The 14,588-nt window shown below is 65.3% G+C and carries 16 protein-coding genes; 4 read left to right on the top strand and 12 right to left on the bottom strand.

What is annotated here, in order from left to right:
• Positions 1-151 precede the first annotated feature (151 nt).
• Positions 152-2,704 (bottom strand): trehalose-phosphatase, encoded by a 2,553-nt coding sequence (gene otsB / locus CH302_RS24780; protein ID WP_037190694.1) that lies wholly within the window; start codon positions 2,702-2,704, stop codon positions 152-154.
• Between the two features lie 59 nt (positions 2,705-2,763).
• On the bottom strand, positions 2,764-3,507 hold the full coding sequence (locus CH302_RS24785; protein ID WP_037190693.1) for a FadR/GntR family transcriptional regulator: 744 nt from the start codon (positions 3,505-3,507) through the stop codon (positions 2,764-2,766).
• A gap of 80 nt (positions 3,508-3,587) precedes the next feature.
• Here CH302_RS24785 and CH302_RS24790 point away from each other — a divergent pair, with 80 nt between their 5' ends.
• A complete protein-coding gene (locus CH302_RS24790; RefSeq protein ID WP_037190692.1) occupies positions 3,588-4,148 on the top strand; it encodes a gluconokinase in 561 nt (186 codons plus the stop codon).
• Positions 4,149-4,358: 210 nt separating this feature from the next.
• On the opposite strand, the gene CH302_RS24795 is transcribed toward CH302_RS24790, so the two are convergent.
• The 8 genes from CH302_RS24795 to CH302_RS24830 form a co-directional block, all read right to left on the bottom strand.
• Entirely contained in the window at positions 4,359-5,159 is an 801-nt protein-coding gene (locus CH302_RS24795; RefSeq protein ID WP_094650107.1) for a CbtA family protein, read from the bottom strand.
• The gene (locus CH302_RS24800) at positions 5,150-5,287 is read right to left on the bottom strand and encodes a CbtB domain-containing protein (RefSeq protein ID WP_255139041.1); all 138 of its coding nucleotides are present in this window, start codon (positions 5,285-5,287) and stop codon (positions 5,150-5,152) included. Before CH302_RS24800 ends, CH302_RS24795 begins: the two co-directional genes overlap by 10 nt.
• Before the next feature lie 105 nt (positions 5,288-5,392).
• Positions 5,393-5,818 (bottom strand): nitrile hydratase accessory protein, encoded by a 426-nt coding sequence (locus CH302_RS24805; RefSeq protein WP_037190500.1) that lies wholly within the window; start codon positions 5,816-5,818, stop codon positions 5,393-5,395.
• Positions 5,815-6,417: a nitrile hydratase subunit alpha gene (gene nthA, locus CH302_RS24810; protein WP_037190498.1), complete on the bottom strand. Its 603-nt coding sequence runs from the start codon at positions 6,415-6,417 to the stop codon at positions 5,815-5,817. The genes CH302_RS24805 and nthA overlap by 4 nt, the downstream gene beginning before the upstream one ends.
• Entirely contained in the window at positions 6,414-7,121 is a 708-nt protein-coding gene (gene nthB, locus CH302_RS24815) for a nitrile hydratase subunit beta (RefSeq protein WP_037190497.1), read from the bottom strand. The genes nthA and nthB overlap by 4 nt, the downstream gene beginning before the upstream one ends.
• A 27-nt stretch (positions 7,122-7,148) precedes the next feature.
• Positions 7,149-8,711, bottom strand: a complete 1,563-nt coding sequence (locus CH302_RS24820) for an amidase (RefSeq protein WP_037190496.1) — start codon at positions 8,709-8,711, stop codon at positions 7,149-7,151.
• Positions 8,712-8,933: 222 nt separating this feature from the next.
• Positions 8,934-10,331, bottom strand: coding sequence for an ABC transporter substrate-binding protein (locus tag CH302_RS24825; RefSeq protein WP_037190495.1), 1,398 nt, complete (start codon positions 10,329-10,331; stop codon positions 8,934-8,936).
• Between the two features lie 42 nt (positions 10,332-10,373).
• Positions 10,374-10,754 carry an ArsR/SmtB family transcription factor gene (locus CH302_RS24830; protein ID WP_037190493.1) on the bottom strand — a complete coding sequence of 127 codons (381 nt, stop codon included), beginning with the start codon at positions 10,752-10,754 and terminating at the stop codon, positions 10,374-10,376.
• Between the two features lie 270 nt (positions 10,755-11,024).
• Here CH302_RS24830 and CH302_RS24835 point away from each other — a divergent pair, with 270 nt between their 5' ends.
• The 3 genes from CH302_RS24835 (at position 11,025) to CH302_RS24845 (ending at position 12,915) form a co-directional block, all read left to right on the top strand.
• Positions 11,025-11,327, top strand: a complete 303-nt coding sequence (locus CH302_RS24835) for a WhiB family transcriptional regulator (RefSeq protein ID WP_032397411.1) — start codon at positions 11,025-11,027, stop codon at positions 11,325-11,327.
• Between the two features lie 345 nt (positions 11,328-11,672).
• On the top strand, positions 11,673-12,380 hold the full coding sequence (locus CH302_RS24840) for a DUF2637 domain-containing protein (RefSeq protein WP_037190492.1): 708 nt from the start codon (positions 11,673-11,675) through the stop codon (positions 12,378-12,380).
• 22 nt (positions 12,381-12,402) lie between these two features.
• Entirely contained in the window at positions 12,403-12,915 is a 513-nt protein-coding gene (locus tag CH302_RS24845; RefSeq protein WP_037190491.1) for a DUF427 domain-containing protein, read from the top strand.
• A 4-nt stretch (positions 12,916-12,919) separates the two neighbouring features.
• Here the strand turns inward: CH302_RS24845 and CH302_RS24850 are convergent, their stop codons facing one another.
• Both CH302_RS24850 and bluB read right to left on the bottom strand, forming a co-directional pair.
• Complete coding sequence (locus CH302_RS24850; RefSeq protein ID WP_230596257.1) at positions 12,920-13,966, bottom strand: hypothetical protein; 1,047 nt, start codon at positions 13,964-13,966, stop codon at positions 12,920-12,922.
• Positions 13,963-14,583 (bottom strand): 5,6-dimethylbenzimidazole synthase, encoded by a 621-nt coding sequence (gene bluB, locus CH302_RS24855; RefSeq protein WP_170945919.1) that lies wholly within the window; start codon positions 14,581-14,583, stop codon positions 13,963-13,965. Before bluB ends, CH302_RS24850 begins: the two co-directional genes overlap by 4 nt.
• Positions 14,584-14,588 lie beyond the last annotated feature (5 nt).

Consider the following 14,588-nt stretch of genomic DNA (forward strand, 5'->3'; position numbering starts at 1 on the left):
CGCCCGCCCCGTTCGCGTCAATGGACCACTGCACGGCTCAGACGTATGCAATGTGCCATTCACGCAGCAGACCCCAGTGGGTGAATGAACCATTGCAGGGCTCAGACGTATGCAGTGGTCCATTGACGCGGAGCGGGAGCCGCGGGCGGGGTCAGGCAGGCTGAGCGCTGAGCAATCTCGCGCAACGCAGCAGGCCCAGGTGACTGTAGGCCTGGGGATGGTTGCCGAGCGATCGTTCGGCGATGGGGTCGTATTCCTCACTGAGCAGTCCGGTGGGGCCTGCGGCACTGACGAGTTGAGCGAACAGTGCTTCGGCTTCGGCGCGTTGTCCCACCAGGAGGTATGCCTCCACGAGCCAGGCCGCGCAGAGATGGAAGCCGCCCTCGCCGCCGGGGAGTCCGTCGTCGTGGCGGTAGCGGTAGACGGTGGAGCCGCTGCGTAGTTCGGCTTCGGTGGCGGTGACGGTGGCCGCGAAGCGTGGGTCTGCCGGGTCGATCAGGCCGGACAGTCCGATGAACAACGTCGCGGCGTCGAGGTCGGTGCCGTCGTAGGCGGCGGTGAAGGACTGCACTTCCTCGTTCCAGCCGTTGGCGAGCACTTCCTCGCGGATGGTCTCGCGCAGAGCCGCCCAGGCGGGTTCTGTTGTGCGACCGAATGTTTCGGCCAGACGGATGGCGCGATCGACGGTGATCCAGCCCATCACCTTGGAGTAGACGTGATGACGGGGGTTGTCGCGGATTTCCCAGATGCCGTGGTCGGGCTCGAACCAGCGACGTTCGACGGCTTCGACCATGGCGCGGACGAGTTCCCAGTCGTCGTCGGAGAGACCGTTCTCGGACCCCTTCGCCTTGCGTGCATTGGCGAGAGCGGACACCAGTTCGACGATGGGGCCGAAGACGTCGAGCTGAACCTGTTGGTTGGCAGCATTTCCCACGCGCACCGGACGCGAGCCGGCGTAACCGGGCAGCTCGTCGATGACGGCTTCGGGCGGAAGTCCGAGACCCCAGATGGTGTAGAGCGGGTGCAGACGCTCGGGGCCGGAGACCGATTCGAGTACCCCGTGAATCCAGGAGAGGTAGTTCTCGGCCTCGGCCGTCGATCCGACGTCGACCAGTGCGGCTGCGGTGAGTGCGGCGTCGCGCAGCCAGCAGTAGCGGTAGTCCCAGTTACGGACTCCGCCGATGTCCTCGGGCAGTGACGTGGTGGCCGCGGCCATGATCGAGCCGGACTCGGCGTGCACGAGTCCACGGAGAGTCAGTGCGGATCGCTTCATCAGATCGCGCTTGAGTGGAGGCAGGTCCAGGCCGTCGGCCCAGTCCTTCCAGTACGCCTCCGATGCGCGGCGACGCTCCACCTCGTCCCATGGGTGCTGACTCAGATCGTTTGTGCCGAGCCGCAGTTCGAGAACGATCGGTCCGTCGGACGGGTCGACCTCCGCGTGTGCCGTCTGCTGAGATCCGTCGGAGACGATGTTCCAGGTGACGCCGGGGCTGCGCAGCACCATCGGATCTGCCGTACCGACGATGCGCAGGCCGTCGACATCGGGTTCGATCGAGGCCCATGCCTTTCCGAATTCCGGACGCGGTGCGAAGGTCACCACAGCGGTGGCCTTGCCGGTGATGACTCGCGTCAGCGCGGTCTGGCCCTGGCCGATGTCGTGCGGCAGGTAATCGGTGACCTGCAGGCTGGCCCACTTGGTCTGCACCGTCATCGTGCCGTCCACGTACTGCTGACTCAGTGGAAGTGATGCGCGGGTGGGTCCGACGCTGAAGTGGCCGGCCTGATCCCCGCCGAGCAGGTGCGCGAACACGGCTGCGGAATCGGGCTCGGGGTGACACAGCCAGGTGACGTCGGCGTCGGGGGTCAGCAGCGCAACGGCATTGGGGCTGGCGAGCATCGTCAGTCGTTCGATGCGCGGGGCGTCGGCTCCCGAAAGCCACTGCCGGCGCTCTTCGAGGAGGAATGCCAGGGCGAGCGCAACGTGCTCGGTGCTGTCGATGCGGAACTCCGCGAGGGTGTCTCCCGGTCCGATCTTGACGCCGATGTCCGGCCCGTGCAGGTGCCCGAAGGCCTTCTCGTCGGTGACGTCGTCCCCGAAAAAGACTGCGGCAGTGGCGGCTTCCTGGTGCCGAAGAATGTCGAGGGCGACACCCTTGTCGGTGACGATGACTGCCAGCTCGATGACGGACTTGCCCTCGGTGACCTGAACGCCGTCCCGTGCGGCCGCGCCGGATCGCACTGCTGCGAGCGCTTCGTCACCGGCGGCGGTCTCGGCGTTGCGGACGTGCAGCGCGACGCTGGCCGGCTTGGTCTCGATGCTGACGCCGGGATGGGCGTCGGCGATGGCCTGGAGTTCGCCGGTGATGACGGTGAGGAGCTTCTTGGCGTTCTCGTCGATGGCGTTGATGAACCCGGCGTCGAACTCACTGCCGTGGCTGCCCACCAGCTGTACCTCGGACGGCAGCCGGGAGAGGATCGCGAGATCGCGGAGGGCACGTCCGGAGATGACGGCAGCGTTGGTGCCGGCCAGGGAAGCGAGCCCGCGCATGGCGCTGACCGACTCGGGGTGAGGGAAGGCCTTCTGTGGGTCGGAGACGATCGGTGCCATGGTGCCGTCGTAATCGGACGCGACGAGCAGACGCGGAGTCCGAGCTACTCCGACGAGTGCGCGGCGAAGTTCGAGCGGCAATTCGAGAGCAGTCACCCGTCGAATCTAGGCGATGAACCCCGCCTCGGCGTACCTGGCTTTGTGCGCTCGACGCATCACTGCTGGTCGGGGACCAGACCGGGCGACGGAGTCACACCGGAGGCCGCCGACATCGAGGCCGCGGACTTGGTGACGATGGCCAACATGGCTCGCTGCGCGCCGTCTGCGTCGCCGGATTGGATCGACGACGCGACGACGCCGTGCAGTCGGATCGCCTCCGGGTCGGCCTGCCGCGACATCAGGGCGTGGCGGGTGCGGCCGGCGAGCACCTCCACCACGATGTCGGACATCGACCGCAACATCGGGTTGCCCGAGGCCGCGAGCAACGTGCGATGGAAGTTGCTGTCGTGTTCGAGGTAGGCGTCGGAGTCCGCGGCCCGGGACGTCGACGACATTCCGATGACGGCGGCCGTCAGTGCGCCGCATTGCTCGGGCGTTGCTCGATGCGCGGCGAGCTTGGCTGCCAAAGGCTCGATGCCCGAACGTAACTCGCTGAGCAACAGTAACTGCTCGGCGCGGGCGGGCCCGGCCAGTTGCCAGCGGATGACCACCGGGTCCAGGGAGTTCCAGTTCTGCGAGCCCTGCACGGTGATCCCCACGCGTCGACGCACGGTGAGCAACCCAAGCGACTCCAGGACGCGGACCACTTCCCGGACCACTGTCCGTGACACGGTGAACCGCACGGCGACGTCGTCGGCCGAGATTCGGGTCCCGCTCGGGATCGCGCCGCTCACGATGTCGCGACCGAGCTCGTCGAGCACCGAATCGTGAAGCTGGCGGAAGTCGCTGGTCTCGCTCATGTCCGGTCGATCGTCCCACGGGTCGCCCGGTTTCTCGCGTCTGTCCGATCCGCGCGGGCGTGATGGAGCAGTATCGAGGGATGGCAGCACAGACGACAGGCAGAGCACATCATCCGGTTCTCGTGGTGATGGGAGTGTCCGGATCGGGTAAATCCACGGTGGCAGGCATCCTCGCCGGAGCATTGAAATGGGACCTGCAAGAGGGCGACGACCTGCACCCGGACGCCAACGTGGCAAAGATGGCGTCGGGTCAGCCGTTGACCGACGAGGACCGGTGGCCGTGGCTCGACATCATCGCCGAGTGGATCACCGATCACACCACCACGGGCCGATCGGGAATCGTGACCTGCTCGGCACTCAAGCGGACGTATCGGGACGTGCTCGCTGCTGGGTCGAGGGAGGGCTCGGAGGTGATCTTCGTGCATCTGGCCGGAACCAAGGATCGGATCAGCGGTCGCCTCAACGCTCGGATGGACCACTTCATGCCGTCCTCGCTGCTCGACACGCAGATCTCGACCCTGGAGCCACTGGGTGAGGACGAGAACTCCATCGTCGTCGACATCGGTCCACCCCCGACCAAGATCGCCGAGCAGATTCTGCTCGAACTCGAGAAGCGGGCGGGAATGTCGGAAAGTCACTGAGAAGACCGACTGGGGCACAGGTCGCCCTGCAGCGACTGCCATCGGACGCCTTGTCAGGTTCACCCCGCCCGGACGCGTGAATGGACCATTGCATACGTCTCGGCGGTGCAATGGTCCATTGACCCCGGCCGATCCGGGCAGACCGCACCGCGTCAATGGCACTGTGCACACGTCTCGGCGGTGCAATGGTCCATTGACGCGGCGCTGGGGTTACGCCGCGACTGCCTCACGGCGAACAGGGCGCACGGCGCGATCGGTGAGGAACGCGAATCCCAATCCCAGTGTGAGCCACAGCGTCGCTTGGGTGGCCAGTGACGACAGGCGGAATTCCCAGAGCAGGGTTGCCGGGAAGTCCGCGCCGACCTCGTTGACAGTGGGCAACAGTGCATAACCGATGCCGACGATCACCAGGAACGCCAGCAACGGCGCGCCGATTCGCATCGCCACCGAAGTCTGCGACGCCACCGCCTTCGCCACGTAGATCCCGACCGCGACGGCCAGAAGACCGAGAATCACCGTCGCCAACCACAGCCAGGTGCGTTGGGTGATGGTCTCGGGATCTCCGACGGCCGGCGGGTTCGCCGGGTACTTGAAGAACGGGACTGCTTCGATGGCCACCCATCCGGCACTGGCCCCGGCGAGCGCGAGGACCGAACCGGGCAGGGCGGTGAAGCGTCGCCCGTAGTGCAGTGCCGAGGCGAAGATCGCGCCGAGTGCCAGGCCGGCGAGTCCGGTGGCGAGGAACAGTCCGACGCGTTGTCCGTCCCGACTGACCAGTGCTTCCTCGTCGCCGTGGGAATGCGCCGCCGGGGCGGCATCGGTGTCGGTGTGATGGGTGTCGGTGCCGGCTGCTTCCTCGATGGCGATGGCCGAGTCGATGTGCGGTTCACCGACGACGTAGGCGACTGCTCCGGCGAGCAGGCCCGCGAGGAGTCCGGCGAGCAGGCCTCGGAGCAGGAGTTGGACGAATGTGCCCTGCAGCGTCGGGCCGTGGGTGTCGGTCAGTGGCATGGCAGGCCCAGCAGGTGGCGGCCGTCGTGCATCAACTCGTGCATGTACATGCCACTGCGGGAGATCGCGCCCTGATCGAAACCGACGAGGTAGAGCACGACGAAGGCGAGCAGGATCGTTGCGATCATCACGGTCGAGGCCGCGATCTTCTGCAGGGCGGTGTCGGGTGCTGCGGACAAGGTGGTCATGGGATGTACCGCTTTCGGGTGGTGGTCGAGTGTGTTTTCGAGAATTCAGGTGCGGGCCGGATCGATGCTCACGGGTTCGAGATGCGCCTTGTGGTGGTCGCGATCGGGTGGCGTTGCGAGCACTGTCTCGGTTCGTTCGTCGAGAACCGCGTCGCTGAGCAAGCCGCTACCCGAAAGTCGTGTTTCCAGCGCCGTGAGCCAGTGTTCGTAGTAGGACCAGGGTGATTCCTCGGCCGGATCGTTCCGTTCCTCCCACGACTTGATCGACTCGATCAACGAGAGCTGAAATTCCGACCACTCGAACTGGCGGGCATCGTAGGCCGCGACGGCCATCGCGAAGGCGCGTATCTCCCAGGGTTTGGTGAAGGCGGTGTCGCCACCCGGTACATCGGGGAGGCTGCAGACGAGCTTCTCCACCCGGCGGCGTGCATCGCCGAGTTCGGTTGCGTCCGGGCGGATTGTCGTCGTCATGCCGTCGCCTCGATAGCGGGACCGACGCCGATCATGCTGTCGCGACTGACCAACTCGGCCAGCTGATCCTCGGTCCATCCGTCGGTACCCGCAGGGCGCGCAGGAAGTACCCAGTACCGCATCTCGCTGCTCGAGTCCCAGACCCGAATCTCAACGTCGTCGGAGACCGTGTAACCGAAGCTCTCGGCCAGTACCTTGCGCGGCTCGCGCACGATCGCGGCCCGGTACTGGGGCTCTTTGTACCAGTTCGGCGGCAGTCCGAGAACGGGCCACGGGTAGCACGAGCAGAGAGTGCAGACGATCACGTTGTGGACTTCGGCGGTGTCTTCCACGACCACCATGTCTTCGCCCTGCAATCCGCCGATGCCGAGTTCGGCGCACGCGCCGGTCGCGTCGGCGAGGAGTCGGGCCTTGAACTCCGGGTCGGACCATGCTTTGGCCACTACCTTGGCACCCAGCTGCGGGCCCACTTCGTTCTCGTAGATCTCGACGAGACGGTCGATGGCCTGGGTGGTCATGATGCCCTTCTCGATCAGCATCGATTCCAACGCCTTGACGCGTGCAGTGATCTCTTCCTGGCTACGAACAAGTCCACTCATACTGCCTGTGCTCCTTCGGTTTTCACGAGTTCGATGTAGGGTTCCCAGACGTCGAAATACACGGCTTGATTGGCGTCAGCGGTCTCCGTGCCCCACAGTTCGTCGGCTTCGAAGCGGACGTTGTAGACGTGCTCGGGACAGTCGCCGAGGTTGTTGCCCGCGGTATCGGGATAGATGAATGTGCCGTGTGCCATCACGATTTTCCCGGTTGCGCCGCGGATGTAGCGCGCCTTCCTGGTGTGGCCGCGGGGTGAGCCGCGCAGCACGCGAACCGTGTCGCCGACCGCGAAGCGTGCGACTTTGTCACTTTCCCTCTTGGCCGGTGCGCCTGCGGGTACGACGGCGTCGATGAAGGCCAACAGTTCGGGATCGTCGGCATGATCGGGCAGCGGAGCGTCGGGGTTCTTGAGGAAGTGCTCGGTTCGGCGATCGAGTTCGTCGAGGTCCAACTTTCCGGTGCGCTCACCGTGGTACTCGACGGTGTGGATCCAATGTTCGTAGTACGGCGACTTCAGATAGACCGCGGGGTCGATCAGCTCCATGCCGTAACGAAATTGGTCGACTCCGAAGAATCCGCCACGAAAGCACATGGAGAACATGCCGAAAGCGACCTTTTCCCATTCCGCTCGAAATATCGGTTCGTTCTCGGGGACGACAACGGTTCCGATTCCATCGGTTCCGCCGAGGTCGAATACTCCGTTCATCTGTTTCTCCTTCGATGTGATGGGTCGTCAGGGCGACGTGAGGGCAACGCGGCTTCGCGCGGAATCGGGCGTGGGAAACCCGCCGACGAGTTGTTCGTATGCATGACCCACACGCAGCACCGTGGCGTCGTCGAAGTGCTTGCCTACGATCATCATTGCGGCCGGGAGGCCGTCGACCAGATCCGCCGGAACAGACAGCGCCGGGTGTCCGGTCACATCCAACGGGGCTGCGTTGACGACCATCCCGAGGGCCTTGGTGAGGTAGGTGGCACGGTCGATGCCGGCGTCGGGCAACTCGGTGGCGGTATAGGGAAGAGTGGGCATCACCAGTACGTCGTAGGCTTCGAGCGCGGTGTCGTACGCGGCACGAGCCGTCGGAACGAGGTTGCGGGCCTTACCGTAGATCGCCGATCCCAGTGTGGTTGTCCCGTGATGTCCGCACAGCGCAACGAGTTTGACGGTCTCGGACAGTTCGTCGGCGTGCTCGATTCGTCGGCCGGCGAAGTACGCCATCTGTTCCGGGTCGTACAGACCACTCGCGTTGAGCCCGTAGCCGTTACCGTCGAGCATCTGGTACGCCGCTCCGTCGGTCGCGATGACGTTCCAGACGTGGAAGGCGTGTCGATGCCACGGAATGCTCACCTCCTCGACCACCGCACCGGCCTCGGCGAAGCGCTGCACTGCAGCTCGGACTGCGGCGTCGACCGCGGGCTGGGAGGACTCGTGGCCGAAACCTTCTGTGACGACGCCGATTCGGAGCCCCTCCACCCCGTGGTCGAGACCCAGGGTGTAGTCGACGGTGGATACGTCCGCGGGCTGGCGGGGATCGTTGCCGTCGGATCCGGCGATGACCGACAGCATCAGGGCCGCGTCGGCGACCGTCCGGGCGATCGGGCCGACGTGGTCGATGGTGCGCTCTATCGGGAAGGCTCCCGTGTACGGAACCAGGCCGAACGTCGGCTTGTGGCCGACGACTCCACAGAACGCGGCCGGAATGCGGATGGACCCACCCTGGTCGCCGCCGATTGCCATGTCGACATCACCGTTGGCGACCAAAGCACCGCTGCCACTGGAGGACCCACCCGCTTCGCGACCGAGATCCCACGGGTTTCGCACCGGTCCCGACGCGGAGGTGAAGCTCGAACCGGAGAAACACAGGTCCTCGCACACCGACTTGCCGACGATCTCGGCCCCGGATTCCAGCAGGCGCGTGACGACGGTGGCGTCGCGTGAGGGGACGAAGCCTTCGAGGGTGCGTGAGCCGTTCATCATCGGCACCCCGGCCACGGCGACGTTGTCCTTGATGGCGACGCGTTTTCCGGCGAGGCGGTCGTCCACCGGCTCGGCCGATCGGATCGCGGTGGTGACGTACCAGGCTCCGAGCGGATTCTCGGCTTCGGAGAGGACTCGATGTTCTCGATCGGGGATGCTGGGCGCGATCTGTGCGTACAACTCGTCCACGACGTCGTAGGACCCGAGAGCCCCGTCGACCAACCCGGCGAACTCCTCACGGTCCGAGGCGCTCAGATCGATCCCGAAATGCTCTGCGGCCGAACCGATCGCATCCGGATCCGGGCGTGAAACTGTCATGTCGTCTCCTGTCGAAACAGCAAGTCGTGTCGGTGTGTCGGAGGGACGAACGCGCCCCTACCCACCGAGGTTCTCTGTACTCGGATCAGGCGACGCTAAAGCAGTTCTAGTCAATGCGTCAATATGTATCGACATATTGGCCGGTAAATTCTGTGTTGCGTCGAGTTCACGCGAATTCAGGGGTGACGAGAAGTGCGTATCGGCTTCTCGCCGGTGTGTGGGCTACCGCGGCCGAAAGATGCCGCCCTGTGACACGGCCAGCATGATGGCGGGCCCCGTCGGACCTTCGTCGACGCGACTCGATGTCGACCGGTCCGACAGGCGTCGACGAAGCGTCTCTCGATCGAGCTCGCTGCGGGTCGCCCCGAGTATCCGAGCGTAGGCAGCGATCGCCTCGTACGTCGTTTCGGACAGTGAGCTCATGGGCGGCTTCGGGCCGGCTTGCAGTGCGTTGTAGCGGTTTTCGAGATCTCTGTGCAGGTCGGTGGCACCCTGGAAGTACGCGAACGCCGCCCATACTCCGTCGGAGGCCGAGGTGCCGATCAGCTGTTGGGTTGCTTCGTCGAGCACCAGGGCCAACGTGCGCGTTGTCGACCGCAGGCCCGCGTCGAAGCATTGTTGCTCGAAGACGACCTCGTCGTGGCCCACCAGCGACGACAGAATCAGCTCCGCCCCGGAGCGCTCGATGTCAGCGATGGTGGAGGAGAAATCCTCGGTCCCGAGGGGCAGGTACGCATCGCCGAGGACCGAACCGTTGTTCTCTGCGACAACTCGTCGCGCAGCCCAGTGCGCGCCGTACGACCAGGAGTACCGGTGTCCGACGAAAAACCATGTACGGCTGTCGGTCTCGGTCATCAACGCAGGAATTCCGGCGCGCGCCTGCGCGAGTGGGCGTTCGCCGAGCCGCACTATGCCGGGATCCGGGCGCCCGCCTTCGTTGAGGACGGTATGCACTACCAGCACATCGCTGTCGTGCAACGCCGACGCCGCAGCGTTGAACGTTGCCGAGGTGACGCAGGCAAAGATGATGCGGCAGCCACTGCGAAGCAGGCGGCGCGTGGCGGTAGCCCCCGCCCGTGAGTCGGATGCGTCGTCGCCTATCAGCAGTTCGACGGGTAGACCGCGAATTCCGCCATCGGCATTGATCTCGTCGACGGCCAATCGAGCCAGAGTCTCGGTGGCTTGCGCGAACACCGCTGCAGAGCCTGATTTGCTGACCAGGAGTCCGATGCGGTGGCGGTCCGGCCGAAGTGGTTCGGGGGGACCGTAACCACGTTTGTGCGCCAGCCAGGCCACGCCGTCTCGATCGAGACCGGACTCGAGTACCAATCGGGTGCCGGTGCCGTCGGGATGGAATCGCAAGGTCAACCGTCCTCGCCAAGGCTGATGATGAACCAACACCACCGATTTCGCCGGTCGCACTGCCGCGACGTGGCCGAGCAGCGTGATGGGCATGCCGGATGCTCCCGTCCCGCCCACCGGCAGGGACACCGACACCGCGGCCCCGACGACCAGCCGGGTGCACTCGAGGTCGAGCAGATTCCCGTCGAGAAACTGCTGATACGCGACCGCGGGCGGGTGAGGTACGTGGATTTGCGCCGTCACGGACAGGCCGGACATCACGCCACCACGGTCATGTCGATCGAACGCGGACTCCCGGTGTCACGCGCGCCGGCGAGGCCGAGCTTCCGATGCGGCGTCATCGGTGCGGTCGGTACTGGGCGCATCGCTGGGTGCCTGTGCCGCCACCAGGGACCGCTCGAGCACATCACGCAGAAACTGTAGAGCGTCGTTGGCCGGACCGGCTGGGTCCACGGAGAAAAAGCGGTTCCGACCGGCACGCCGTTCGACGATGACCCCGGACATCTTGAGGGCTTTCAGATGAGCCGACACGGTGGTGCGTCCTACCGACGAAATGTGTTCGCTGATGAACCCTGCGCTGCATTCACCGTGCGAGGCCAGGGTGTCCAGGATTTCGCGACGGACCTGATCGGCAAGAGCTGCGAACACCAGCTCTCGACTCTGTTGATCACCGACGTCCATCACTGTCCTCGTCCTGAAATTGGTTGCACCCCGAATAGGTCGACTGACATCAACATATCGCACGTGGTCGAGGGTCGAAAGCTCTGTCGGTGCATCCGATGTCGCTGATATCCGGTAACGCCCGCCCGAAGTTCGGGTGGCCTTCGGTTCCGAACGGGAATTCAAGCAAGCATGCTTGCTTTTAAGTACTACGAATGACTGAAAGGACTTGTAAAAGTATGACGAATGCGAGATAGTGAGCTTGTTCACTTTTCAGTGAGGAGACAGCTCATGGTGCGAGGCGCACCCGCCAGGCCGGTCCAACTACCCGTCCCCAACGCAGATGTCTGGGACTGGCAACTCGACGGCCTGTGTCGCGGATTGGACTCGTCCGTGTTCTTCCACCCCGAAGGTGAACGAGGCCGCGCTCGCACCTCGCGCGAGAAATCCGCCAAGCAGGTCTGCGGCCGCTGCCCGGTACTCGAACAATGCCGCCAGCACGCCCTCGAGGCGAACGAGCCCTACGGCGTGTGGGGCGGAATGTCTGCACACGATCGCGCCGACTTCTACCGCGGAGCAATCCGCACCGCCTGATCCCTGAGCGGCTTCGGTGCGGTGGCAGTGGGGGATTGTGGCAAATGCGCGCGCATTCGCCAGGCGCGTTCACAATTGTCAATGCTCGCATAGCGATTCCGCGCGCCCCTGGCAAACGCGCGCGCGTTCGCGAAGACTGCTGGGCGACAACACCGGGCCGCAACGAGGCGATCAGAATCCGCAGGTCTCCTCGGCCTTACCTCCGGCGCACTCGCTGTCGACACTGCTGTGAAGCCCGGCATGATCGACATTCGCGGCGGCGACGCATCGTTCGCGCCGCCTTCGAGCCCTGACCGTCGCAGCCTTCACCGAACTTGTCGGTGGCTTCGTGTTTCATGACGACCCATGAACAAGGTCCTGCGTGCGACGCTCGTCAGTGCGGTCGTCATCACCACCGTCATCGGAATTGCGTCGTTCGTGCTGAGTTTCGCTGCACTGTGGGATCTCGCCACGATGGCAGGCGTCCCACGTTCTCTGTCGTGGCTGTGGCCGGTGATCGTCGACGGCACCATCCTGCAGGCCACGATCTCCGTCATCGCGCTCGCCCAATTCGAGGATCAGCGCAGTGGCCGACGCTTCTTCTGGGGCGTGTTGATCACGGCGGCTCTGGTGAGTATCGGCGCAAATGCCATGCACGCCTTCATTTCCGACGCCGGAACCCTGCATCCCGCTCTGTCGGCGGCCATTGCGACCGTCGCCCCGGTGAGTCTGTTGGCCGCGACCCACGGACTCGGCATCCTCGTTCGGGTACCCGCAGAACTGCCGAAGACCATCGACATCGTCGACGACGAAAAACCTGCCGTCGACGAGTGGGCTTTCGTCCCGAGAGCCGAACCCGTGACACCTGCGCCCGAACTCCCCACACCCGAGATACCGGCACCCGCGCCGACAGAACGCACCGAACCGGTCCGCACCGAACCGGTCCGCACCGAACACCGACCACCCGAATCTTCGGTCACCTCGGTGCGCACGGTCGAGCCTCTCGACGACGTCGATCGCTGGATTCTCGACGAGGAACGGGTGGACGATCTCTATCCCGTCGACGCTCCCTGACACCCGGTGGCACCATCGAGGTATGAGTTCACATCTGCCGAGATCCGTTGTTCCCGAGAAGCCGAAGCCGGGCCAGGAGTCCGTCTGGGACTACCCCCGTCCGCCCAAGCTCGAGTCCTCGAACCGTTCGCTCGTCGTTCGGCTCGGCGGCGAGGTGGTCGCCCGCACCACCGCCGCGTACCGAGTACTGGAAACGAGCCACCCACCGACCTGGTACATCTCGCCCGCAGACGTGGTTCCGGGTGCGTTGACCCCCTCGGAGGCCCGGTCGACGCACTGCGAATGGAAGGGTGCCGCCACCTACTGGGACGTACACGGCGGAGATGCCGTCGCACCCGCCGCGGGGTGGAGTTACGAGAACCCCACTCCTCGGTTCGCCGAGATCGCCGGCTATCTGGCGTTCTCGCCCAGTCGTCTGGACTGCGAGATCGACGGCGAAGCGGTCCGGCCCCAGGAAGGCGGATTCTACGAGGGCTGGATCACCGACGACGTGGTCGGTCCGTTCAAGGGAATCCCGGGCTCCTACGGCTGGTGACGGCCTAACTACCAGGCAACTCTGCGCGGGTGATGATCTGAATCGAACTGCTCGCGCCGGGGTCGCTGCCGGTCACCAGCACGTCACCGGTCCGTGGATCGACCGCGACCGAATTGGCCTGCGTCACCGTCGGAACATCACCCAGGGTGCGCGGAGCAGCGGGATCGGACACATCGACCACCCTCAGCACGTTCGATGCGGTCAGCGTCACGAACAGCAGCCGGCGTTCGGGATCCACGGCGAGCCCGTACGGGTTGCCGGGTGCATCGATCGACGCGATCTGACGAATGCCCCCGGCCGCGTCGACCGATGCGAGAAGGACCGTGCCGCCGTCGGTGTCGGCGAACCCGGCCACCGTCTGACTCACCGTCACCGCGTGCGTGAGCTTGACGCCGATCGGAGCCTGCGCCACCTCCTGCTGCGTCGCACCGTCGTAGACCCATACACCGTTGCCCTGGACGTCCGCGACAGCAGCGAACGGACCGAGGGCCGCGACACCACCGGGTTGGACGGGCCCCGGTGGTAGTTCCGACAGCACCGCGCCGTCGCGCAGGAAGATCACTCCGCCACCCATTTCGTTGGTGGCCACGATCGTGCCGTCGGAGGTCGACACGGCATCGTGCGGCTGACGGCCGACTCCGGTGGCGGTCGACAGGATCGCGCCGTCGGCGAGCGAGATCTCGAGCAATTCGTCACTGCCTTCGAGCGGTGCCAGCACCGGGCCGTCGGGGCCGGCGAGCGAGAGATGCCGTGGTGCTCCGGTCGTCTGGACCATCTGCCGCACGACACCGGTCGCCGCGTCGAACAACACCACACCGTCGGGTTCTCGGACCGCTGCAGCAGCGATCCCGGACGTTCCGACCACAACACCTTCGGGAGCGCCCGCAAGTGGAACGACGGTGCCGATCGGGTCGGCCGAATCCGGGGCCTGTGCAGGCTCGGCAGCGGGAGTGGTTGCCGGAGTGGACGGTTCGGTCGGGGCCTCGGCTGCAGAGCAGCCGGCCACGAGCAGGCAGGCAGTGGCCACCGCAACCAGGCGCGCGCGCATCATCGGCGGTACTGCTCGAAGTGCAGGGCGTCGTCCAGCGGGCGGCGGGTGCGCCAGCCGAAGCGTTCCAGATCGGGTACCTCCTGGAACGATTCGACCGGGCCCACACACAGCCAGGCGATCGGGCGGACCGGCGCGGGGATGTCGAGCAGTTCGGTGAGATACGGCTCGTCGTAGAACGATACCCAGCCGACGCCGACGTTCTCGGCTATTGCTGCGAGCCAGAGGTTTTCGATGGCGAGTACGGCAGAGAACAGGCCGGTGTCGTCGACGGTGTCGCGGCCGAGGACGTGCCGTCCTCCACGGTCGGGATCGTAGGTGACGACCACACCGGTTCCGCTCGTCTCGATTCCCTCGATACGGATGGGGTCGAACGTCTTTCGGCGCTCGGCGTCGAGCTTGTCCGCGAAATCTTGTCGGCATCCGGCCACGTGCGCGGCGAATGCGCTCAGTGTGTCGGGCTTGCGGACGACGACGAAGTCCCAGGGCTGGGTGTTGCCGACACTCGGGGCCTGATGCGCCGCGCCGAGGATTCGGCGCAGAGTCTCGTCGTCGACGACGGTTCCGTCGAACTCGGCGCGAACGTCGCGGCGAGATCGAATCGCGGCGTACACCGACAGAGCTG

Origin of the sequence: Rhodococcus sp. 15-2388-1-1a (genome assembly GCF_002259145.1) — a bacterium.
Classification (GTDB): domain Bacteria; phylum Actinomycetota; class Actinomycetes; order Mycobacteriales; family Mycobacteriaceae; genus Rhodococcoides.

Bases quoted from the DNA above. Each gene is read 5' to 3' on its own strand.
- CH302_RS24785 (WP_037190693.1), bottom strand. From the start codon at position 3,507: ATGAGCGAGACCAGCGACTTCCGCCAGCTTCACGATTCGGTGCTCGAC.
- CH302_RS24790 (WP_037190692.1), top strand. From the start codon at position 3,588: ATGGCAGCACAGACGACAGGCAGAGCACATCATCCGGTTCTCGTGGTG.
- CH302_RS24795 (WP_094650107.1), bottom strand. From the start codon at position 5,159: ATGCCACTGACCGACACCCACGGCCCGACGCTGCAGGGCACATTCGTC.
- CH302_RS24800 (WP_255139041.1), bottom strand. From the start codon at position 5,287: ATGATCGCAACGATCCTGCTCGCCTTCGTCGTGCTCTACCTCGTCGGT.
- CH302_RS24805 (WP_037190500.1), bottom strand. From the start codon at position 5,818: ATGACGACGACAATCCGCCCGGACGCAACCGAACTCGGCGATGCACGC.
- nthA (WP_037190498.1), bottom strand. From the start codon at position 6,417: ATGAGTGGACTTGTTCGTAGCCAGGAAGAGATCACTGCACGCGTCAAG.
- nthB (WP_037190497.1), bottom strand. From the start codon at position 7,121: ATGAACGGAGTATTCGACCTCGGCGGAACCGATGGAATCGGAACCGTT.
- CH302_RS24820 (WP_037190496.1), bottom strand. From the start codon at position 8,711: ATGACAGTTTCACGCCCGGATCCGGATGCGATCGGTTCGGCCGCAGAG.
- CH302_RS24825 (WP_037190495.1), bottom strand. From the start codon at position 10,331: ATGTCCGGCCTGTCCGTGACGGCGCAAATCCACGTACCTCACCCGCCC.
- CH302_RS24830 (WP_037190493.1), bottom strand. From the start codon at position 10,754: ATGGACGTCGGTGATCAACAGAGTCGAGAGCTGGTGTTCGCAGCTCTT.
- CH302_RS24835 (WP_032397411.1), top strand. From the start codon at position 11,025: ATGGTGCGAGGCGCACCCGCCAGGCCGGTCCAACTACCCGTCCCCAAC.
- CH302_RS24840 (WP_037190492.1), top strand. From the start codon at position 11,673: ATGAACAAGGTCCTGCGTGCGACGCTCGTCAGTGCGGTCGTCATCACC.
- CH302_RS24845 (WP_037190491.1), top strand. From the start codon at position 12,403: ATGAGTTCACATCTGCCGAGATCCGTTGTTCCCGAGAAGCCGAAGCCG.
- CH302_RS24850 (WP_230596257.1), bottom strand. From the start codon at position 13,966: ATGATGCGCGCGCGCCTGGTTGCGGTGGCCACTGCCTGCCTGCTCGTG.